At 29.7% G+C, this 21,077-nt stretch carries 21 protein-coding genes; 3 read left to right on the top strand and 18 right to left on the bottom strand.

Annotated features, from left to right (window positions below; genetic code table 11):
• The first annotated feature begins 71 nt into the window (after nucleotides 1-71).
• Entirely contained in the window at nucleotides 72-710 is a 639-nt protein-coding gene (gene recX / locus I4U66_RS00370) for a recombination regulator RecX (RefSeq protein WP_092927229.1), read from the top strand.
• Nucleotides 711-986: 276 nt separating this feature from the next.
• Nucleotides 987-1,904, top strand: coding sequence for a ribonuclease Z (locus I4U66_RS00365; protein ID WP_195928294.1), 918 nt, complete (start codon nucleotides 987-989; stop codon nucleotides 1,902-1,904).
• A 101-nt stretch (nucleotides 1,905-2,005) separates the two neighbouring features.
• Here I4U66_RS00365 and I4U66_RS00360 read toward each other — a convergent pair whose 3' ends face one another.
• The 9 genes from I4U66_RS00360 to I4U66_RS00320 form a co-directional block, all read right to left on the bottom strand.
• Nucleotides 2,006-3,340: a CoA-disulfide reductase gene (locus I4U66_RS00360; RefSeq protein ID WP_092927233.1), complete on the bottom strand. Its 1,335-nt coding sequence runs from the start codon at nucleotides 3,338-3,340 to the stop codon at nucleotides 2,006-2,008.
• A gap of 183 nt (nucleotides 3,341-3,523) precedes the next feature.
• Nucleotides 3,524-3,895: a YhbY family RNA-binding protein gene (locus I4U66_RS00355; protein ID WP_092927234.1), complete on the bottom strand. Its 372-nt coding sequence runs from the start codon at nucleotides 3,893-3,895 to the stop codon at nucleotides 3,524-3,526.
• Between the two features lie 18 nt (nucleotides 3,896-3,913).
• Entirely contained in the window at nucleotides 3,914-5,191 is a 1,278-nt protein-coding gene (gene obgE, locus I4U66_RS00350) for a GTPase ObgE (RefSeq protein WP_092927236.1), read from the bottom strand.
• A 137-nt stretch (nucleotides 5,192-5,328) separates the two neighbouring features.
• The gene (rpmA, locus tag I4U66_RS00345) at nucleotides 5,329-5,619 is read right to left on the bottom strand and encodes a 50S ribosomal protein L27 (RefSeq protein WP_071121257.1); all 291 of its coding nucleotides are present in this window, start codon (nucleotides 5,617-5,619) and stop codon (nucleotides 5,329-5,331) included.
• 13 nt (nucleotides 5,620-5,632) lie between these two features.
• On the bottom strand, nucleotides 5,633-5,950 hold the full coding sequence (locus I4U66_RS00340; protein ID WP_092927238.1) for a ribosomal-processing cysteine protease Prp: 318 nt from the start codon (nucleotides 5,948-5,950) through the stop codon (nucleotides 5,633-5,635).
• Nucleotides 5,951-5,963: 13 nt separating this feature from the next.
• Nucleotides 5,964-6,275, bottom strand: coding sequence for a 50S ribosomal protein L21 (rplU, locus tag I4U66_RS00335; RefSeq protein ID WP_092927240.1), 312 nt, complete (start codon nucleotides 6,273-6,275; stop codon nucleotides 5,964-5,966).
• Between the two features lie 116 nt (nucleotides 6,276-6,391).
• Nucleotides 6,392-7,795 (bottom strand): Rne/Rng family ribonuclease, encoded by a 1,404-nt coding sequence (locus I4U66_RS00330; RefSeq protein WP_092927242.1) that lies wholly within the window; start codon nucleotides 7,793-7,795, stop codon nucleotides 6,392-6,394.
• A 65-nt stretch (nucleotides 7,796-7,860) separates the two neighbouring features.
• On the bottom strand, nucleotides 7,861-8,562 hold the full coding sequence (locus I4U66_RS00325; RefSeq protein WP_092927244.1) for a TIGR03936 family radical SAM-associated protein: 702 nt from the start codon (nucleotides 8,560-8,562) through the stop codon (nucleotides 7,861-7,863).
• A complete protein-coding gene (locus tag I4U66_RS00320; protein WP_092927245.1) occupies nucleotides 8,562-10,406 on the bottom strand; it encodes a TIGR03960 family B12-binding radical SAM protein in 1,845 nt (614 codons plus the stop codon). The genes I4U66_RS00325 and I4U66_RS00320 overlap by 1 nt, the downstream gene beginning before the upstream one ends.
• 340 nt (nucleotides 10,407-10,746) lie before the next feature.
• Between I4U66_RS00320 and I4U66_RS00315 the strand changes: the two genes are divergently transcribed.
• Entirely contained in the window at nucleotides 10,747-11,940 is a 1,194-nt protein-coding gene (locus I4U66_RS00315) for an FprA family A-type flavoprotein (protein WP_092927247.1), read from the top strand.
• A gap of 115 nt (nucleotides 11,941-12,055) precedes the next feature.
• Here the strand turns inward: I4U66_RS00315 and mgsA are convergent, their stop codons facing one another.
• The 9 genes from mgsA to I4U66_RS00270 all read right to left on the bottom strand — a co-directional run bounded on the left by mgsA (nucleotide 12,056) and on the right by I4U66_RS00270 (nucleotide 21,062).
• A complete protein-coding gene (mgsA, locus tag I4U66_RS00310; RefSeq protein WP_092927249.1) occupies nucleotides 12,056-12,469 on the bottom strand; it encodes a methylglyoxal synthase in 414 nt (137 codons plus the stop codon).
• Nucleotides 12,470-12,498: 29 nt separating this feature from the next.
• Nucleotides 12,499-13,617, bottom strand: a complete 1,119-nt coding sequence (rodA, locus tag I4U66_RS00305) for a rod shape-determining protein RodA (protein ID WP_092927251.1) — start codon at nucleotides 13,615-13,617, stop codon at nucleotides 12,499-12,501.
• Nucleotides 13,618-13,700: 83 nt separating this feature from the next.
• Nucleotides 13,701-13,985: a cell division topological specificity factor MinE gene (gene minE, locus I4U66_RS00300; protein WP_092927253.1), complete on the bottom strand. Its 285-nt coding sequence runs from the start codon at nucleotides 13,983-13,985 to the stop codon at nucleotides 13,701-13,703.
• 19 nt (nucleotides 13,986-14,004) lie between these two features.
• Nucleotides 14,005-14,802 (bottom strand): septum site-determining protein MinD, encoded by a 798-nt coding sequence (gene minD / locus I4U66_RS00295; RefSeq protein ID WP_092927255.1) that lies wholly within the window; start codon nucleotides 14,800-14,802, stop codon nucleotides 14,005-14,007.
• 31 nt (nucleotides 14,803-14,833) lie between these two features.
• Complete coding sequence (locus I4U66_RS00290) at nucleotides 14,834-15,505, bottom strand: septum site-determining protein MinC (RefSeq protein ID WP_092927257.1); 672 nt, start codon at nucleotides 15,503-15,505, stop codon at nucleotides 14,834-14,836.
• A 59-nt stretch (nucleotides 15,506-15,564) separates the two neighbouring features.
• Nucleotides 15,565-18,564, bottom strand: a complete 3,000-nt coding sequence (locus I4U66_RS00285; RefSeq protein WP_092927259.1) for a penicillin-binding transpeptidase domain-containing protein — start codon at nucleotides 18,562-18,564, stop codon at nucleotides 15,565-15,567.
• An 11-nt stretch (nucleotides 18,565-18,575) separates the two neighbouring features.
• Nucleotides 18,576-19,064 (bottom strand): rod shape-determining protein MreD, encoded by a 489-nt coding sequence (gene mreD / locus I4U66_RS00280; RefSeq protein ID WP_092927261.1) that lies wholly within the window; start codon nucleotides 19,062-19,064, stop codon nucleotides 18,576-18,578.
• Between the two features lie 14 nt (nucleotides 19,065-19,078).
• Nucleotides 19,079-19,975, bottom strand: coding sequence for a rod shape-determining protein MreC (gene mreC / locus I4U66_RS00275; RefSeq protein WP_240276287.1), 897 nt, complete (start codon nucleotides 19,973-19,975; stop codon nucleotides 19,079-19,081).
• Nucleotides 19,976-19,985: 10 nt separating this feature from the next.
• Complete coding sequence (locus tag I4U66_RS00270; protein WP_092927265.1) at nucleotides 19,986-21,062, bottom strand: rod shape-determining protein; 1,077 nt, start codon at nucleotides 21,060-21,062, stop codon at nucleotides 19,986-19,988.
• Between the last annotated feature and the right edge of the window lie 15 nt (nucleotides 21,063-21,077).

Below are 21,077 nucleotides of genomic sequence, written 5' to 3'. Positions count from 1 at the left end.
TATAATATTAAAGATTATAAATCATATTTTAGTGTATACTTATATTTATATAATTATAAAGGAGTTTAAATATGGCTATAATTACTAAAATAGAGGCACAAAAAAGGAATACTGACAGAGTAAATATTTATGTAAATAATGAATTTTTCATGGCTATATTTACTGAATTAGTATATACATTCAGTCTAAAAAAAGGTATGGCTATAGATGAAAATGACTTAAAATCTATACTTAAAGAAGAGATGTATATAAAAGCTAAAACAAAAGCTCTAAATATTTTATCTAAAGCAGATCAATCAGAAAATAAAATAAGAGAAAAGCTTTCAAATGACTTTGAAGAAGATACTATTGATTTAGTTATAGAATTTTTACAAAAAAATAATTTTATAAATGATGAAATTTTAGCTCAAAAAATAGTCAATACAAATGTTAATTTAAATAAATATGGTAAAAATAAAATTAGACAAAATCTATATAACAAAGGTATAGATAAAGATTCTATAGAGCAAGCTATATCTAGCTTAGATCAAGATAAAGAATTTGAAAATGCTATGTATTTAGCCAAAAAAAGATATGATAGGATAAAAAACGACGATAAACATAAAATATATCAAAAAATTTATCAACATTTAGCTTATAAAGGCTTTAGTTATGATATTATTAAACGTGTACTAAATAAATTACTAAACGTTGATGAATACGATATGTAGTTTTAGGAGGATTTACTTTGAGCGAGGTTAAAAGAATATTAATAGGTGCTATAAGCCTAGGAATAGGTATATATAATCTTATTCAACTATATAGACAAGATAGCCTTAGATAAAATGGATTATAAATTTATAATCCATTTTTTGCTATAAATCTTAAAGTTTATACTTTATTTAAATTAATATATATTTTTTATCTATAAATATTTCTTTTTGCTACAGCAAATACTATTTCCTGGGTAATTAATTATATAAAAACTATTTTATGAGGAGTTTATAATGATTGATTTAATTTTACTTGGATGCGGAGGGAATCTCCCTACCCCTAATAGATATTTATCTTCTCTTTTTATAAATTACAATGGTAGTAAAATATTAATAGATTGTGGTGAAGGTACTCAAATATCTATGAAAATGAAAAATTGCGGATTTAAAAACCTCAATCTAATTCTTATAACACATTTACACGGGGATCACTTTAACGGATTACCTGGCCTTTTATCTACTATTGGTAATAGTGGCCGTACTGATGACCTAACTATAGTTGGCCCAGTTGGTATAAAGGAATATATAAATGCTGTTATGGTTTTAATTGAATACATACCTTATAAATTAAATATTATAGAAAATCCTAAAAATACTTTTTCCCTAGACCATGATATATTAAAAGACATTGAAATCTCAACTATGGAACTTGACCATTCTAGAGAATGTCTCGGATATAGTTTATATTTTAAGAGAAGGCCTAAATTTAATAAAGAAAAGGCAATTAGTAATAATGTTCCTATTATACTTTGGCAAAAACTTCAATCTGGAAAAAATATTGTATATAACGAGGTAGAATATACTCCTTCTATGGTGCTAGGAGATAATAGAAAGGGAATTAAAGTTAGTTTTATTACAGATACTAGACCTTTACTATCTATACCAGAATTTATAAAGGATAGTAATTTGTTTGTATGTGAGGGTATGTATGGTGATGATATGGATATTTCAAAAGCTGTTAAAAATCATCATATGACCTTTAGAGAAGCTGCAAACCTTGCTAGATTAGGAAATGTAGACAAGCTTATTTTAACTCATTTTAGCCCTTCTCTTGAAGACCCATATATATATTTAAATAATGCTACTAGTATTTTTAAAAATACAATTATAGGAGAAGATAGATTAAGCTTTAATTTAAACTTTAAAGATTAATTATCAAAACGTATTATATTAATATTACATTAAAAATAGGTTATTAAGCATAATAAGCATACCTAATAACCTATTTTTAATCATTTATCGATATTAAGTTACTATTTAGCCACATTTCCTGCTACGTTTAGTACATCCCAAGTTCTAGCAAATGGAGGTGCATAACATAAATCTAACATACCTAATTGATTAGTTGTTAATTTAGCAAATACTGCTGTTGCTATTACATTAGTTCTTTGAACTGCATCTTTAAATCCAACAACTTGTCCACCTAATATAACCTTTGTTTTTGCATCATATACTAACTTGACATATATCTTATTTCTACCTGGGTAGTAATTAGTTTGGTTAAAATCAGATATAAACTTAACTTTAAAGTCTAATCCAAGCTTTTGTGCTTGTACTTCTGTAAGTCCTGTAGAACCTGCTTCCATGTCCATAACTTTAATACAACTTGATCCTAAAGAACCTTGGAACTTATTATTAGCTCCAGCTAAATTTTCTCCAACTATTCTTCCTAATTTATTGGCTCCTGTCGCTAATGGAACATAAGAATCTTGTCCGCTTACTATATTTTTTATAGTAGCACAATCTCCAGCTGCATATATATCTTCTATAGAAGATTTTCCATATTCATCAACTATTATTGCTCCATTAGGTAACATATTTATACCTGTATCTTTTATAAAATCAGTAGCTGGTCTAACTCCAGTAGCTATTATAACTACATCAGCTTTTATTTCACCTTTATTAGTTATAACTTTTTCTACTTTAGTTTGTCCAACAAGTTCTGCTGCAAGTTCTTCTAATCTTAAATCAACATTATGTTTTTTAATTTCCTCTTCTAAAACATCAGTCATTTCTTTATCAAATACATTCTCAAGTATTCTACTTGTAGATTGAATTACTGTTACATTTTTACCTAATTTTTTAGCAGCTTCAACAGCTTCTAGACCTATAAATCCAGCCCCTATTATAACTACATCTTTATTTTCTTCTTTATTTAATAATTCTTTTACTTTTATTCCATCTGCCATGCTCTTTAATGTAGATACGTTTTCTAGCTGTACATTCTTTATAGGTGGTATTACACTATATGCACCTGTTGCTACCATTAACTTGTCGTAAGAATCTTCAAATTCAACACCAGTTTCTAAGTTTTTAACTATAACCTTTTTGTTTATTGCATCGACTTTTACTACTTCATGATGTATATTTAAGTCTATTCCAGTTTCTCTAAACTTTTCTGGACTTCTTGCTATCATATTGTTAGGGTCATCAAAAAATCCTCCAACAAAATATGGCAATCCACAAGCTCCAAATGATACAACTTCTCCCTTTTCATATACCACAACTTCATAATCTGGTTTAATTCTTTTAAGTTTTGCAGCCGCACTCATTCCAGCCGCAACTGCACCAATTATTATAACTCTCATTTTTGCCTCCTAAATTGCAGTCATTTTATATTTTATAATTAAGTTAGTATTTTACCTTACTTTTTATACCATTCTTAGTTATTATATTAACATTATTTTTTGTAAAAATCTATATACTTCATTATAATATAAAATCTTTTTTATAAAAAATAACCATCTAAAATAGATGGTTATTTTACTAACTTATTTTCTAAATGCCTTTTTAGTAGGCTTTCCTTTTTTAGTCATATTTTCTGGCTTAACCTTTGGTTTAGCTGGTTCTTGACCTGGGAAGAATATCTTTGGTTCTTCTTGATTTTTTCTATATATTGTAAATTTATATCCTATAGCTTGTACAAATTCCGCTCTTAAAGCTTCACATACAGCATTAGCAGTTTCTTTAGCATCTAATCCTGCATTATCAAGTATAGTTACTTTAACTATTTCTCTAACTCTTAACATATCATCTAATTGTTCTAAGAAACTCTCTGTAACACCATCTTTACCTATTTGAGTAACAGGCTTTAAAGTGTTAGCTATTGATCTTAAGTATGCTCTTTGCTTACCTTTTAACATTTTGTCACCTCTTAATTTTTAATTGTAGAATTCAAATTCTAATTCATATATTCTAACAGTATCTCCATCTTCTATTCCCATCTCTCTTAGTCTATCAAAAACACCTTCGCCTTCCATAGCCTTTTGGAAATATTGGATAGATTCCATATCATCAAAGTTAACAGAGTACATTATTCTTCTTAGTGCCTTACCAGTAACAACATACACTCCGTCTTCTATTTCTATGTTTAAACCTTCTTCTTCTGTATTATCAAGTTCTGGCTTATACATTTCTTCTTCTGTGAATAACTCTATTTCTTCAACATCTCTTAGTATCTCAGAAACATATGCTATTACATCATCTACACCCTCTCTAGTAGCAGCAGACATTTTAAATACTTTATACCCTCTGCCTTCTAAGTTGTTTTTAAATTCTTCAAATACACTTTCATCTTCAAGTATATCTATTTTATTAGCAACAACAATTTGTGGTCTAGTTGATAATTTTTCATTGTATAACTTAAGTTCATCATTTATCTTATCAAAATCTTCTAATGCATCTCTACCTTCTAGTCCTGATATATCAACTATATGTATTAATACTTTAGTTCTTTCAACATGTCTTAAGAAGTCGTGTCCAAGACCAACTCCTTCAGCAGCTCCCTCTATAAGACCTGGTATATCTGCTAACACAAAACTATCACCAAATTTAGTTTGAACAACACCTAAGTTTGGTGTTAATGTTGTAAAGTGATAGTTTGCTATTTTTGGCTTAGCCTTAGTAACTACTGATAAAAAAGTAGATTTTCCTACGTTAGGGAATCCTAGTAACCCAACATCAGCTATCATTTTAAGCTCAAGAGTTACCCATCTTTCTTCTCCATCTGTACCAGATTTAGCAAAAGCTGGAGCTTGTCTTACTGAGTTACCAAAGTGTTGGTTCCCTTTTCCACCTCTACCACCTTTAGCTATTACAGCTCTATCTCCCTCTTCTTTTAAATCCGCTAATATAAGTCCTGTAGCTTCATCTCTAACTACAGTACCTGCAGGAACTTTAAGAATTAAATCCTCTCCATTTTTACCTGCTTTTCTTTTTTTACTTCCGTCTCCACCGTTTTCTGCAGCATATTTTCTCTGATATTTGAAATCCATTAATGTTCTAAGACCTAAGTCAACTTCAAATATAACACTTGCACCGCGTCCACCGTCTCCTCCATCTGGTCCACCAGCTGGAACATATTTTTCTCTTCTAAAAGATACCGATCCGTTACCACCGTTCCCGGCCTTAATAAAAATTCTCGCTCTATCTATAAACAAATTAATCACCTACTTGATCGACCTTAAATTAATTTAATTAGGGTCTTTTTGATTATTTTTCCCGATTTAACTGACTTTAATCAGTAAAATATCTATCTACAAGAAAAAGGAGTGCATTAACACTCCTTTTTTAAGTATTACTCAGCTATAGATACTGGGTATACACTTACTTTCTTTCTCTTCTTATCTTTTCTTTCGAATTTAACAGCACCGTCAACTAATGCAAATAAAGTGTCATCTCCACCTTTACCTACGTTAGTTCCTGGATGTATCTTAGTTCCTCTTTGTCTTACTATTATACTACCAGCAGTAACTACTTGTCCGTCAAATCTCTTAACACCTAATCTCTTAGATATAGAATCTCTACCGTTCTTAGAAGATCCTACCCCTTTCTTAGATGCAAGTAACTGTAAGTTCATGTTTAACATTTGGAGTCACCCCCTACTTTTTTAAGATTTTTATGTTTTTGGGATATTCCCTTTTAATTCCTTCAATAGCTAATTGAAAATGATTTAATAATAGTTGAGAATCATTTAGATGTTTATCTTTAACTATACACTCTATATGACCTTCTTGACCTACTACTTTTTCAAATTCAACTTTAACAAGCTTGTCTAAAGAATTTATGACTGCAATTGCATTAGATGTTACTGCAGAACATACTATATCATAGCCTATTTCAGCGAAATCAGCATGACCTTTTAGACAAAAGCCTTTCATTAAGAAATCATCGTTGTAATAATATTTAACTTTAATCATTACTATTCACTAATTAAGCGTTTATTTTTTCAACAACTATCTTAGTGTATGGTTGACGATGTCCTTGCTTTCTTCTGTAGTCTTTCTTAGCTTTGTACTTGTAAACTACAACTTTCTTAGCTTTACCTTGCTCAACAACTTTTGCTTGAACAGAAGCACCTTCAACAACTGGAGCTCCAACTACTAACTCTCCGTCTTTAGTGCAAGCTAATACTTCGTTTAAAGTAACCACATCACCTTCGTTAGCTTCTAACTTTTCAACGAATAATACATCACCTTCAGCAACTTTATATTGCTTTCCACCTGTTTTAACTATAGCGTACATTAAATACACCTCCTCGGTCTCAAACTCGCCATACAGGTACTTCAGTAAGAAGTTTTAAACCTGTTCTGTGCGGCATTACATTTATTAATATTACTACGTTATTATACATTTGTCAACTAACTATTATAAATTATATTTACTTTTTCTATATTAATTTCAGGTAAACCTTTTAACTCAAGATTTATACTATATTTTTTACTTATACTTTTAATTATATCCTCAAAATTTTTATTTATATCTTCATATACTTTTTTATTAATTTCAATTGTTATATTGTTATATGATGTATGTTCTTTAATTCTCATAGTTTCTTTTTCTATATTATCTATTATAGTTTTGGTAGATATAACAAAAGAGTCGCCCTTGCATAAATTGCACTCATCTAAATAATAATTATATATAGGGTCTTTTTCTCTTCTTCTTGCTATCTCAACTAAACCTAATTTTGTCATCCCTAATACCTTAGATTTTCTTTTATCTTTACTTAATTCTTCTTCTAGTACCTTTATAAGTTCTCTTTTTTGACTTTCTTTTTCCATATCTATAAAATCAATTATAATTATTCCAGATATATCTCTAATTTTTATTTGTCTAGCTATTTCTATAGCTGCTTCTAAATTAGTTTTATATATTGTGTCTCTTAGTTTTATATTGCCTATATTTTTTCCTGTATTTACATCTATAACCGTTAAAGCTTCAGTTTTTTCTATTATTAAGTATCCGCCACTACTTAACCATACTTTTTTATTAAGACACTTTTGTATTTGAGAATTTACATTGTATATATCAAATACATCTTTATTTTTTTCTAATATAATTTTATCTACATATTTTTTCTCTATAGATTTTAATAGTTCTTTTAATTCATTATATTTTTTTTCATCATTTGTAACTATTTTACCTAAATCTTCACTTATATAATCTTTAATGTATTTACTTGCAAAATCCAATGATTTATGAAGCAGCTTAGGTCCTATTCCTAATTTAAACTCTTTTAAGATTAAATCATATTGACTTTTTAAGTTTTCTATGTCCTCTTTTAAATCTTCTAAGCTACATCCTACTGCTTCTGTTCTTATAATTATACCTGTATTGTCTTTAATAATTGATTTAGCTAGCTTTTTTAATCTAAATCTTTCTTTCTCATCTGTTATTTTGTTAGACATAGTTATTCTATCATTTGACGGTATATAAACTATATATCTTCCAGATAAACTTATTTCAAGATTTAATTTGGCTCCTTTATTTCCTATCTCTTCTTTATTTACTTGAACCATTATTTCTTGCCCTGCTTTTATATTGTCTTCTTTTTTTAATTGAAGGTATGCAAGTCTATCGAAACCTATGTCTACAAAACATGCTTCTATTCCTGGCAATACTTTTTTTACTATACCTCTATATATATTAGAGACTTTTTTGTTCTTTTTATTATCCTCTATATATACCTCACTTAATTTATTGTCTTCAAGTACAGCCACTTTCTCAGATGATATAAGAGATTCTATTATTATATCCTTCATACTTCACTCCTAATAAATCAATAATCTTTTTAACTACTAAAAAAGGTGGATAAATCCACCTTTTTTTACATAGGACTTACTAATTGTCCATCTTTCACTACATATAAGTCTCTTCTTAATATATCTACATCTAATGGGTCCATTTCTAATTCTAACATTTCTAATATTTTTGGTATAAATATAGAAGTATTTAAGTTAGCCTTAGATCCTGTCGCTATTGTAGCTTCTAAAATTATTTTATTATCTTCTGCATCTAATAAATCAAATAATTTTATCATAGGTCTTATATCTGACTCTACTAACTTACCTTTTTTATTTCTCTTAGTTATCATTATTTCTTTTTGAGCCATAAAATCTAATATTTGATTTTTTATGAACTCTTTAGTTAATATTTTTTCTGTTTCTATAGTAAATACATATTCTCCATACTCTATAGTAGATGATAATGATGGAGTTTGTTTAGTTATTTCCTCAGCTTGTATAAATTTTATACCTTCTGGTAATTGTTCATTCATTCTAGATAAATACTCATCTACAGTTATATCACCTTCTATTTCAACGTCTACATACTCTCCTTGACTTTCTGTACCTAGAGCTAAAGCATTTCCGTAACTTATTTTTGGATGGGGATTGTATCCTTGAGAATGTGCTAAATCTATTTCAGCTCTTCTAAAGGCTCTTTGTAAAAGTTTTTGCAAATCAAGATGCGATATATATATCATATCTCCTTCTTTGTTAAATTTAGTTCTTATTATTTTGTTTTCCATTAACAAAGCCCCCTTCCTATTTCATGTGCATTTATTCCACAACCATTACATTTATGTCTACAATCTACTGTAACTGTGTCTTGTTTAGCTTTTTCATTTTCTCTAACTAAGAATTTCTTAGAAACTCCAACGTCTATATGGTCCCAAGGGAATACTTCTTCATATTCTCTCTCTCTATTAGCATAAAATGCTATTTCTAAGTTATTTTTAGCCATAGCTTCTTTCCAAGTATCTAAATTAAAGTGTTCTGACCAACCATCAAATTTAGCACCCATTTTGAAAGCATCATATATAACTTTACCTATTTTTCTATCTCCTCTAGCTACAACAGCTTCCATTAAACTAGTTTTTGAATCATGGTAGTTATATTTTATATTCCCATTTTTTAACTTTTTAACTAAATATCTTTGCTTTTCTATAACTGTTTCTGTTGTATCTTGTCCATGCCATTGGAATGGTGTAAATGGCTTAGGTACAAATGTAGATGTACTTACTGTAACACCAAATGCTCTTCTTAACTTTCCACCATTTACATCTCTGTAAGTATCGATTACATCATAAGCAAGTTTTGCTATTCCATCTAAATCATCATAAGTTTCTGTTGGAAGACCTATCATGAAGTATAATTTAACACTATTCCATCCCATTTCAAATGCTTTTCTAGTTGCATTTTCTAAGTCTTGTTCGCTTACACCTTTATTTATAACATCTCTTAATCTTTGTGTTCCTGCTTCTGGAGCAAATGTAAGTCCTGACTTTCTTACTTGTTGTATTTTTTCTGCTATCTCCATAGAGAAATTATCAAGTCTTAATGATGGTAGAGATATTCCTATATTTTTAGGAGTATATTCATCAACTAAATAATCAGTAAGCTCTGCTAATTCACTATAGTCACTAGTACTTAACGAAGATAATGATATTTCATCATATCCAGTGTTTTTAACTAGTTTTTCTAGTAATTCTTTTAATCTCGCTACACTTTTTTCTCTTATTGGTCTATATATCATACCTGCTTGGCAGAATCTACATCCTCTTGTACACCCTCTAAACAGTTCAAGTACTATTCTGTTATGAACAGTTTCTATAAAAGGAACTATTAATTTTTCTGGATATGGAACTTCTTCCATATTTTTTATTATTCTTTTTCTTGGTTTTTGAGGTACACCTTCTCTATTTGGTACTACTTCTTTGACAGTTCCATCTTCATTGTATGAAACATCATAGAAGCTTGGTATATAAACCCCTTCTATTGTAGATATCTTTTGTAAAAAGTCTTCTCTAGTTGTTTTATTTTTTTTCCATTCTTTATAGGCATTTATAACTTCTGGGTTTACTTCTTCACCCTCACCTAATATTACTATGTCAACAAAATCAGCTAAAGGCTCTGGATTGTAAGCACATGGTCCACCTACTAATATAAATGGATCATCTAGCTTTCTTTCTTCTCTTAATAATGGTATATTAGCTAAATCTAACATATTCAATATATTAGTGTAAGAAAGTTCATATTGAAGCGTAAATGTAACAAAATCAAAATTTGTTATAGGTTCTCTTGATTCTAGAGCAAATAATGGTATATTTTTTTCCCTCATCATCGCTTCCATATCTACAGCTGGAGCATATACCCTTTCGCAAAATACTTCTTCATCCTTATTTATAACATCATATAATATATGACTTCCTAAGTGACTCATTCCTACTTCATATAAGTCTGGGAAACAATGTGCATATCTTATTAAATTTTCATTTGTTGTATCTTTATGAATTGAATTTATTTCATTTCCAAGATATCTAGCAGGCTTTTCAACTTTTTTTAAAATTCTTTTTAAGTCTACTTTATTCATTTATGTTAAAACCTCCAAATAAGTTTATTGTTTATAAGCATAAGTATTATTATACACGATATAGCATTATCTATCAAAATATTATTAATTATTTTATATAGTTTTAAGTTTTTAAAATTAGTATATTAAAACATTGTGCCTATATTTTATAATTAATAAAAAAAATCTAATTTATACCTTTTATAAAAAGTATTTTTTGTTACAATAATAGTAGGTATCAAATAAATAGCTGCCTAAAGTACATAAGTTATTTATTTTTTACATTTAATTTAAAATTAAATTGTTTTAATGTAATTTATATGGGTATAATCTTTATATAATGTTTTTAGGAGGATTTATAATGAGTAATGTATTTGAAGTAAAAAAAGATATTTACTTTACAGGTGTTGTAGATAAAGATTTAAAAGTATTTGATATTATAATGGAAACAGAATTTGGTACTACTTATAACTGTTATGTTATAAAAGATGAAAAAACTGTATTATTCGATACTGTAAAACCAAACTTTAAGGACGAGTTTTTAAAAAACGTATCAGAAGTTACTGATATAAAAGACATAGATTATGTAGTTATACATCATACAGAACCAGATCATGCTGGTTGCTTAAAATATATATTAGATATAAACCCTGATGTGGAAGTTTACTGTACAGCTGTTGCTAAAACTTACTTAGCTGAACAAGTAAATAGACCTTTTAAGTGCCACGTTATAAAAGATGGAGAAACTTTAAACATAGGTAAGAGAAATCTTAAGTTCATAACAGCTCCATTCTTACATTGGGCTGATACAATGTTTACTTATGTTGAAGAAGATAAAACTTTATTCACTTGCGATGCTTTCGGATGTCACTTTGCAAGTGTAGATCCTGATGCTGTAGAAAGTGAAGATTACTTAAAATCAGCTAAGCACTACTATGATTGTATAGTTAAACCATTTGCTAAGCATGTTTTAAGTGCTATAAATAAAGTTGTTGAACTTAAAATAGACTTTGATACAATATTAACTTCTCATGGTCCTATGCTTACTAAAGATCCAATGGCGGCAGTTAAGAGATATTTAGATTGGTCAACTGAAGTTGTTAATACTACAAACCAAAATCAAGTTGCAATATTCTACTTATCAGCTTACACTAATACTTTAGAAATGGCTAAAAACATAGAAAAAGGACTAGTTGAAGAAGGTGCTGAAGTTAAACTTTATGATTTAGAAGAACTTGATTTAAAAGAAATGCATGATGCAGTAGTTATGTCTAAAGTAATATTATTAGGTTCTCCAACTATAAACAGAACTATGGTTAAACCTATGTGGGATTTATTCTCTACTATAGACCCTATGGCTAACCAAGGAAAAATAGCTGGTGTATTTGGTTCTTACGGATGGAGTGGAGAAGGTATAACTATGGCTGAAAACTTATTAAAGGCTATGGCTTTCAAAATGCCAGTTCCTACTATGAAAAAGAAATTCTTCCCTTCAGAAGAAACTTGTCAAGAATGTGTTAACTACGGTAAAGAATTTGCTAAATTAGTTAAATAATAATATATTAAAGTACCTCATATATGAGGTACTTTTTTAGTTACTTACAAAAATTAATAAACTTCTTCATATTAAAAGAGTATAAAAATAAGCACCTAATATTAGGTGCTTATTTTTATACTCTTTGACTTTTAGTTTTTCTAACTTCTCTCCAAGAAAGCTCTCCCCTATCTAAAGCTTTTATAAAAATCTCTGCTGATGCTAAATTTGTAGCTACTGGTACATGATATACATCACACAATCTAATTAAGGCTTGTATATCCGGCTCATGAGCTTGAGATGTAAGAGGATCTCTTAGAAAGATCACTAAATCTATATCTTGAGAAACTACTAATGATCCTATTTGCTGATCTCCTCCTAAAGGTCCTGAAGCTAACCTAGTTATTTTAATATCTGTAGCATCCATTATTATTTTTCCAGTTGTTCCAGTTGCATACACCTTATACTTTTTAAGAATTTCTTCATATCCTATACAAAATCCTACCATTGTATTTTTCATTTCATCATGTGCTATTAATGCTATATTCATATTCCCTCCCGTTTATATTTTGACTTTATCTAAAAGTTAATTTTCTTTCTTCTCATACATACATTTAGTACCAGTCCTAAGTTTGCTAAAGATGTTAAAAGTGAACTTCCTCCATAACTTATGAATGGTAATGTTACCCCTGTAACCGGTATTAAAGCTACTGTCATACCAATATTTTGTATTATCTGGTATGCAAACATACTCATAACCCCAACTACAATTAAGGTTCCATAAAAATCTTTTGCTTCTTTTGCTATAATAAGCATTCGTATCAAGAATATTGCATATAAAACTAAAACAGCTATCATACCTATAGCTCCTAGTTCTTCTCCTATGACTGCAAATATGAAGTCACTTTCCTGAACAGGTAAGAAATCCTCCTGGCTTTGTGTACCACCGTATAGTCCTTTACCTGTTACTCCTCCTGACCCTATAGCTATCATTGACTGCATAACCTGATAATTACCCTTTTTAGTTGGATCATCAGGATGTAAGAAAGCATCTATTCTTTCCTTTTGATGCGGCGCCATTACCATATACATAAGTGGTGCTGCTACTAAAACACCTATTATAACTCTTTTTATCAGTTTCATATCAAGCCCTGCTGTAAACAACATTCCACCTATTATACAACTAAATACTATAGCTGTACCTAAGTCTGGCTGAGCAAATAATAATCCTATAAAAGGAACTGCATACATCACAACAGGTATTATCTCCTTTAAATTATTAAGTTTACCTTTTTTTGATTCTACTATCTTTGCATAGCTTAATATAAATGTAAACTTAACTATTTCTGAAGTTTGAAAATCTAAAGGACCTAAATTTAACCAAGATCTAGCTCCTCCTCTTGACGCACCAATTACTGGTATTAATACTATAGCCAGTAAAATTAAACTAACTATATATAAAGCCTTATAGTACTTTCCTAAAAAATTATAGTCTATTAATAATATTCCAATGACCATAACCATACCTAGGCCAAAACCTAATCCTTGTTTGTATATCTGTCCATAATTTCCTGTCATATGGGCATGAGTTGCACTACTTAATACAACTAATCCAAATCCAAATATTGCTAAAACAGTAGCTATTAGCTTCCAGTCTAGTTGTTTTATTAACTTAACGGTTGACTTATATTCAATCACATTTTCACCAACTTCCTAATGTCTTTTGTCTTATATTTAGTATATTAAAATATGGGGGACTTAACAATCCCCCATTTAGTCTATTATATATTTCTATCCTTTAAATTCTTTAGTGGTATATTAGCGATTAATGCAGATACTGGCATATCATCATCTTCTCCTCTGGTTTTAGACATTTTAATTTCCAGTCCATCTTCTTCTATTTCAGCATAATTCGCTATTACTTTAAGTATATCTGTCTTTATAAGCTCTAAAAACTTTGGAGAACAATCCGCTCTATCATGCACTAAAACTAACTTTAATCTTTCTTTTGCTACTGATTTACTAGTTTTAGATTCATTTGAAAAAACTTTAAATAAGTCTAACATGAATATACTCCCCCCTTTGCTACTTAGCCATACCAAACATCTTCTTTATTTTGCTAAAAAATCCACTTTCTGCTTCTATTTCTAGTATAGGTACATCATTACCTAATATTCTTTGTGTTATATTTTTGTAAGCTTGTCCTGCTAATGATTTTGAATCAAGTATTGCAGGTTCACCTTTATTTGTAGATACAATTATACTTTCATCATCTGGAACTAATCCTAATAGCTTTATAGCCAATATTTCTATTATATCCTGCTTGTCCATCATGTCTCCACGTCTTACCATATCGTGTCTTATTCTATTTATCACTAATTCTATAGTTTTTATCTCATTGGCTTCTAATAATCCTATTATTCTATCTGCATCTCTTACTGCAGAAACTTCCGGATTAGTTACTACTATCGCTCTGTCTGCTCCTGCTATGGCGTTTTTAAATCCTTGTTCTATACCGGCAGGGCAATCTATTAATACATAATCAAATGTTTCTCTAAGTTTTTGGCATAAATCATGCATTTGCTCAACAGATACTGCATTTTTATCTCTTGTTTGAGCTGCTGGAAGTAAATATAAATTTTCAAATCTTTTATCTTTGATTAAAGCTTGTTTTAATCTACATGTTCCCTCTACAACATCAACAATATCATAAACAATTCTATTTTCAAGTCCCATTACTACATCTAAATTTCTAAGACCAATATCTGCGTCTACTATAACTACTTTTTTATTTTCCAAACTTAAAGCAGTTCCTAAGTTTGCTGCGGTAGTAGTCTTTCCTACTCCGCCTTTACCAGACGTTATGACAATAACTTCACTCATGTTACTACCCCCTATGGATTAATACTTATTTTTAAACTTTATTTGAATAGTTTTCTATGACTATAGTTCCATCGCTTACAAAAGCTATTTCTGGATTAATTGTTTTTCCTTCAAAAAACTCATCTTCTGGAGCTTCAGCTATATTATTTGCTATTTGTAATATTCTAGCATCTAGGTGGTTAGCTACTACATAAGCACTTTCATTTCCATCTGAACCTGCATGGACAAACCCCTTAACACTTCCCATTATTATAACATTTCCATTAGCTACTATTCTTGCACCTGGATCTACATTTCCCATAACTACTACATTTGACTTTGAGCTTACTTGTGATCCTGATTTCATATCATTCATAACTACTACATCTCCATCAAACTCTATGTTTTCACCAGATCTTAGATTATTGACATATTTTGTTTTAAATTCATACTTTTCTTTTTTATACTCATCATCAATAAATTCAACATCAAACCTTGATGATATGTGTTCTTTTATCTCTAAAATTTGTATATCACTTAAACAATCGCAATTAATCTCACATATTTTAGCTCCATTAAAAAATCCTACTGATGACTCTAGCCTGTTTATTATACTTTGTTTTATTTCTTCAAAAGAGGCTTCTTTCTTTATATTTACAATTATCCCTCTTTTGCTACCCTTGAACTCCACAAGTTCTCTGGTACTAAACTCTTTAAAAGACATAACAACCTCCAGAGTAATGTATCATTTTTATATATTCTTCAAAAAATATTTTTTTCCTCTTATTTTTTCATCTGAGAAGCAAAATTTATATCATCATTATTCGATTTATTACTACTTTCTTCTTTCTTAGCAGTACCTTTATTAGCTGCTAAATAATCATCTGTCAATCCAAGATATGTTCCTATTAACTCTCTTACAGGTAACATTGCATAAGTACTTGAATCACCTTGAGGTATCATACATACAACTGCTATCTCTGGATCATCTGCTGGTGCAAACCCTACACTCCATGCAAAAGAATCATAATCTGCTTTGTATCTATCTATTTCTTTATCTGTTATTTTAGGGTTTAATTGTTTTATAGCTTTTCTTAGGTATGCAGCGTTTATTTTATCATCATTTTTATCTAATTTAACGCTTACACCTTCTTTTAATTCTTCTTCTATTTCTTTCTTTCTTTCTTCAGTTATATCTTTAGATTTTAGCTCTTCTTTTAACTCTTTTTCTCTTTCCTCTGATAACTCTTGCTCTCTTCCCTCTTTAAGAGTTTCCGCAAGACTTAGCGCTTGATCTAAAGCCACTCCATAAGATCCCATATGGCTTTTTAAATAATCAACCTCATTTTCTGTAGGTATCTTACCACTTTTTTCAGCTGTTCCTGTTTTTGCTGCTACACTAACAGGGAAGTTCTTAAATAAACTCTTAACAGAACTTGAAGTCGTAACTCTCTTCATACCTTCAGTTATATGCTTTAGATTTTCACTATTTTTAAATGGTATCTTTTCTTTTTTATTTTCATCAATATCAACAGATTTATAATCACTAGGTACAACTCTATTTATAACTGATAAATCAACTAAATCACCACCATTTGCTATGGCTGCAGTATATCTTGCCATTTGAGCTGGCGTATATTGATTCTCACCTTGTCCTATAGATAAGTTAAATGTATCTGCTATACTCCATTTAGCAAATTTTAAGTGATTAAACACTATTTCATCAGCTAAAGGCTCTATGTCTTTTTCTTTAACATTTAACTTAGCAAGCCTTTCAATAGCTTCACCTCTAGTGACTGTAGTTGGTTCGTCTGCCCAACTAACAATTTCATCTATTCTTTTTTCATACTCAGCTTCATTCTTTTCCTTAGTTATATCAGTAAACTTATTTTTCATTTCTTTCTCTAAAAATGTTCTAAGTAAAGCTTTAGCTGATTTTAATTTAGTTTCTATACTTGGTACACTACCCTTTTTTTCATCTATTTCGTCATTAAGACCTGTATAATCATCTAATCCAAATAATTTAGCATATTTAAGAGTATCATTTGGACCTATTTTTACATTAGGGTCTTTCCCACCTACTCTATTTTCACCACTACCAATTGTGTAGAAGTAGATATTACATGATTCTTGTATAGCTTTGTATAAATTTGTTGCTCCATGATTACTTCTTGACTTATGCCATACATAATCGGCAAATGGTCTATTTCCAAGCATTATAACACCTGGATCATTTATTGTGTAATTTGGATTCATTCCATTATCTATAGCTGCCATACCTGTAACCATTTTAAATGTAGAACCTGGTTGGAATACCCCTTGAGTAGCTAAGTTTACTTGAGCGTTAGGTGCTAGTACATCATTTTTATTTTTAGGTTGTAATTTTTCATAGTCTTCATAAGATATACCATTTACAAATTTATTAGGATCGTAATCTGGATAACTAGCCATAGCTAATACATCCCCAGTTTTTACATCTATAGCTACTACAGCTCCTGAATTTGCACGAGGTGCAGCTTGTGAAAAACTTTTATTTCCAAAAGGACTTTTGAAAGTTCCTGCTGTTCTAGCTACATCTATAGTTCTCTTTAATACATCTTGAGCTACTTCTTGTAGGTCTTTATCTATACTTAGATATACAGTATCTCCTGATTGCGGTTCTTGTACATCTAGTTCTTTTGTTACTCTACCTAGTGCATCTACTTGAACTTTTTTATGCCCATCAACACCTTTAAGCTTCTCTTCATAACTCTTTTCAACACCAGTTATACCTACTGTATCTCCCTTTGAGTACTTTTTACCTTCTTTTTCAGGATTTAGATATTTCTCTTCTTGATTATATGGCATTTTACCCATATGACCTATTATGTGAGAAGCTAAATTTGTTTCTGGGTAATATCTAACTGGCTCTACTGCCACAGATACCCCTGGAAGTTCCATTCCTTTTTCCTCAATTTGAGATATTGTATTTTGATTTATATCTTTTGCAATGGTAACTGGATTATATCTAGAATAACCTTGAGATTTTATAAGGTCTCTAACTATAAGTATTTTTCTAGCGTCCGTATTACTTAGCTTAGGGTCTATCTTATAGTCATTTCTAATATCTCTAAATGCATTTTTAGCACTAATATCAGGATTTTTTATTTTATAGCTTTCTAACCAATCTTTTTTATTCTTTTCTTCAGTAAACATCCATTTACTTACAAGTATAGGAGGATATTCTCCATTTTCATTAAGCTTTTTTTGTAGCTTACTAGGGTCTAAATTTCTATCTTCTTTCGTAAGTACACCTTCACTAATTAGCTTATCTACAATAAAGTAGAAACTTTCTTTAGCATTTAATTCTTTTGGTATACCTTCTTCTTCTTTGTATTTATCTATTTTATCATCAAACGTATAATAGAATTTACCATTTTTAAAGTATATAGGGAATTCATCTATATATTGCTCTTTATTAGACTCTAAAAGATTAATTATGTCTAATGATATTTCATTAGCCATAGGCTTACCATCTGCGCCTTTTTTGCTTATACCATCTGCAGATACTTGTACAGTAAATAAATTTTTATTTCCTGCAATTAGACGTCCATATCTATCTCTTATTTCTCCCCTTGGAGCTTTTATAGGTAATTCCTTATATGTCTTATTTTCAGCTAATTCTTTATAATAGTCATGTCTAAAAATAGTCATATATAATATTTTAAAGGAAATAACTATAAATACACATATGATGATTCTCTTTATTATCAATAATCTATCTATCTTTTTGTTTTTCTCCATTAAATCACCAACTAATCTTCTTTTAGTTTTAATATAGATTTTTTAGATATTTTGTATAAAATAATACTTAAAAGGCTATTTAAAGTAGGCATTATTAAAATTCCTACAATCAGTAACTTAACTATTCCATAGCTATTATAAACCAAGATAGTGGTTGCTATATTTACAATAGAATCAACTAGCGTAGTTAAAAAAACTAGCGCAAATATAGTCATACTACTTTCCTTGTATATTTTATCTTTTAAATGGCTTATTGTGTAAGAAGTTAAAAATAATATTAAACCATTAACTCCAAATATTCCACCTACGGCTATATCTTTAGTTAAACCTACTATAGCACCTATTATACCTGCTTCTAATTCATCTAAATACAGAGATATAATAGTCATATATATTATTACTATATTAAAGCTCACGCTAAATATATTTATATAGTTAGTAACACTACCTTCTACTATAACTAACAAAATACCTAAAAGACAAAGTAAAACTCTTTTCATATCTATAGTCTCCTTTATCTTATATTTCTAGGTTCAATGATTTTAACATCATCTATATTTTTAAAATCAGCATAAGGTTTAACAACTACAGATTTCATAGATTTATTCTTGTCATCTATAACTTTATCAACTTCACCTATAGGTATACCTTCTGGATATAACCCAAGCCCTGATGTTACAATTACATCTCCTGGGATTACATCATAATTACTATCAAACATATATCCATATAAATATCCTTTATTTTTGTAGTTTTCCTTATTATCTAAAGTAGAGTTTTGAGTTAATACGCCTTTAAATTTAGAGTCTTTTAATAGTCTAAAACTTACTGATGATTTACTATCAAGTAATGAAACTGCTTTGCTATAGTTTTTAGAAACTTCATATACCATACCAACTAAACCATTACCATTTACTACTAAACTATCTTTTTTAACTCCATCTGCACTACCAGCGCTTAGTACAAAACTTTCGTACCAATTGCCATCATTTTTTGAGACAACACTAGCTGCTACAGACTTAGCTTCGTACTTTTCGTCTATAAAGTTTAATGATTTTTTTAAACTTTCTAGTGATTCTACTTCATCTAGTTTTTTATTCAATTCAGCTATTTCTAATTTTAACTCATTCTTTTCTTTTTCTAGCTTATCTATTTTATTAGCATTTTTCTTATAATTAATTAGATCACCAAGGCCATCACCTAGGAATTTAAAACCTTTATTAAATGTCGATTCTACAGCAGATACAGCATCTAAAATAGGTCCAGGACCTATTGGATTTCTACCTGAAAATTTACCTATTGATATTCCTATAATTCCAATTAAAGTGATAGCAACAGTTCCTGTTGCTATCACTTTAACGTTGATCTTTTTCTTCCCTTTTTTATTGTTATCAAATCTCAAAGATATCACCAACTTTTAATTACTTTCTTGCATTCATCATTAATACTTTTTCAAATATTTCTTGGTCTTCTACTGATTTACCAGTACCTAAAGCAACACAATCTAGTGGGCTTTCTGCTATTGTAACAGGCATGCCTGTTTCTTGTTTAACTAACTTATCAAGACCTCTAAGTAATGCTCCCCCTCCAGTTAACATTATTCCATTTTCCATTATGTCTGATGCTAATTCTGGTGGTGTCTTTTCTAAAGTTGATTTTATCGCATCTACTATTGAGTTTATAGGCTCTTTTAAAGCATCTCTAACTTCTGCTGATCCTATTTCTATTGTTTTAGGAAGACCTGATATTAAGTCTCTACCTCTTATTTGCATATTAGTTTCTTGATCACCTTTAAATGTTGATCCTATGCTTATTTTAACATCTTCAGCTGTTCTTTCCCCTATAGCTAAGTTATATTCTTTTTTAACATATGCTACTATAGACTCATCAAACTCGTCCCCACCAATTCTTATTGACTTAGCAGTAACTATACCTCCTAAAGATATAACAGCTATTTCAGTAGTACCTCCACCGATATCTACAACCATATTTCCTTCTGGCTCTTCAACTCTAAGACCAGCTCCTATAGCAGCTGCCATAGGTTCTTCTATTAAGTATGCATCCCTTGCTCCTGCTTGTCTTGCAGCTTCTTCTATAGCTCTTTTTTCTACTTCTGTAACGCCATAAGGTACACATATTGCTATTCTAGGACTTACTACACCCTTTTTAGCTGCTGCTTTTTGTATAAAGTAACTAAGCATTGCTGATGTAACATCAAAATCAGCTATAACCCCATCTTTCATAGGTCTTATAGCTACTATATTACCTGGTGTTCTACCTATCATCTTTTTAGCTTCTTCTCCAACTGCTAAAACTTCCTTGCTATCATCTCTTATAGCAACAACAGATGGTTCTCTTACTACTATACCTTGTCCTTTTATATAAACTAAAGTATTTGCTGTACCTAAATCTATACCCATATCCTTTGTCATCTTTTTAAATCCAAACATCGACATTAACCCTTTTTTCTCTTTTTTTTCTTTTTTTTCCTTAGACATACTTAATTCTCCTTC

It is taken from the genome of Romboutsia sp. D33t1_170424_H2 (genome assembly GCF_015669105.1).
Taxonomy (GTDB): Bacteria; Bacillota; Clostridia; order Peptostreptococcales; family Peptostreptococcaceae; genus Romboutsia_C; species Romboutsia_C hominis.
The sequence above is the reverse complement of the archived record's forward strand: the minus strand, read 5'-3'. Positions and strand labels throughout refer to the sequence as shown.

Excerpts from the sequence above, each read along its gene's own strand:
- recX (WP_092927229.1), top strand. The coding sequence starts at position 72 with ATGGCTATAATTACTAAAATAGAGGCACAAAAAAGGAATACTGACAGA.
- I4U66_RS00365 (WP_195928294.1), top strand. The coding sequence starts at position 987 with ATGATTGATTTAATTTTACTTGGATGCGGAGGGAATCTCCCTACCCCT.
- I4U66_RS00360 (WP_092927233.1), bottom strand. The coding sequence starts at position 3,340 with ATGAGAGTTATAATAATTGGTGCAGTTGCGGCTGGAATGAGTGCGGCT.
- I4U66_RS00355 (WP_092927234.1), bottom strand. The coding sequence starts at position 3,895 with ATGTTAAAAGGTAAGCAAAGAGCATACTTAAGATCAATAGCTAACACT.
- rpmA (WP_071121257.1), bottom strand. The coding sequence starts at position 5,619 with ATGTTAAACATGAACTTACAGTTACTTGCATCTAAGAAAGGGGTAGGA.
- I4U66_RS00340 (WP_092927238.1), bottom strand. The coding sequence starts at position 5,950 with ATGATTAAAGTTAAATATTATTACAACGATGATTTCTTAATGAAAGGC.
- rplU (WP_092927240.1), bottom strand. The coding sequence starts at position 6,275 with ATGTACGCTATAGTTAAAACAGGTGGAAAGCAATATAAAGTTGCTGAA.
- I4U66_RS00330 (WP_092927242.1), bottom strand. The coding sequence starts at position 7,795 with ATGAAGGATATAATAATAGAATCTCTTATATCATCTGAGAAAGTGGCT.
- I4U66_RS00325 (WP_092927244.1), bottom strand. The coding sequence starts at position 8,562 with ATGGAAAACAAAATAATAAGAACTAAATTTAACAAAGAAGGAGATATG.
- I4U66_RS00320 (WP_092927245.1), bottom strand. The coding sequence starts at position 10,406 with ATGAATAAAGTAGACTTAAAAAGAATTTTAAAAAAAGTTGAAAAGCCT.
- I4U66_RS00315 (WP_092927247.1), top strand. The coding sequence starts at position 10,747 with ATGAGTAATGTATTTGAAGTAAAAAAAGATATTTACTTTACAGGTGTT.
- mgsA (WP_092927249.1), bottom strand. The coding sequence starts at position 12,469 with ATGAATATAGCATTAATAGCACATGATGAAATGAAAAATACAATGGTA.
- minE (WP_092927253.1), bottom strand. The coding sequence starts at position 13,985 with ATGTTAGACTTATTTAAAGTTTTTTCAAATGAATCTAAAACTAGTAAA.
- minD (WP_092927255.1), bottom strand. The coding sequence starts at position 14,802 with ATGAGTGAAGTTATTGTCATAACGTCTGGTAAAGGCGGAGTAGGAAAG.
- I4U66_RS00290 (WP_092927257.1), bottom strand. The coding sequence starts at position 15,505 with ATGTCTTTTAAAGAGTTTAGTACCAGAGAACTTGTGGAGTTCAAGGGT.
- I4U66_RS00285 (WP_092927259.1), bottom strand. The coding sequence starts at position 18,564 with ATGGAGAAAAACAAAAAGATAGATAGATTATTGATAATAAAGAGAATC.
- mreD (WP_092927261.1), bottom strand. The coding sequence starts at position 19,064 with ATGAAAAGAGTTTTACTTTGTCTTTTAGGTATTTTGTTAGTTATAGTA.
- I4U66_RS00270 (WP_092927265.1), bottom strand. The coding sequence starts at position 21,062 with ATGTCTAAGGAAAAAAAAGAAAAAAAAGAGAAAAAAGGGTTAATGTCG.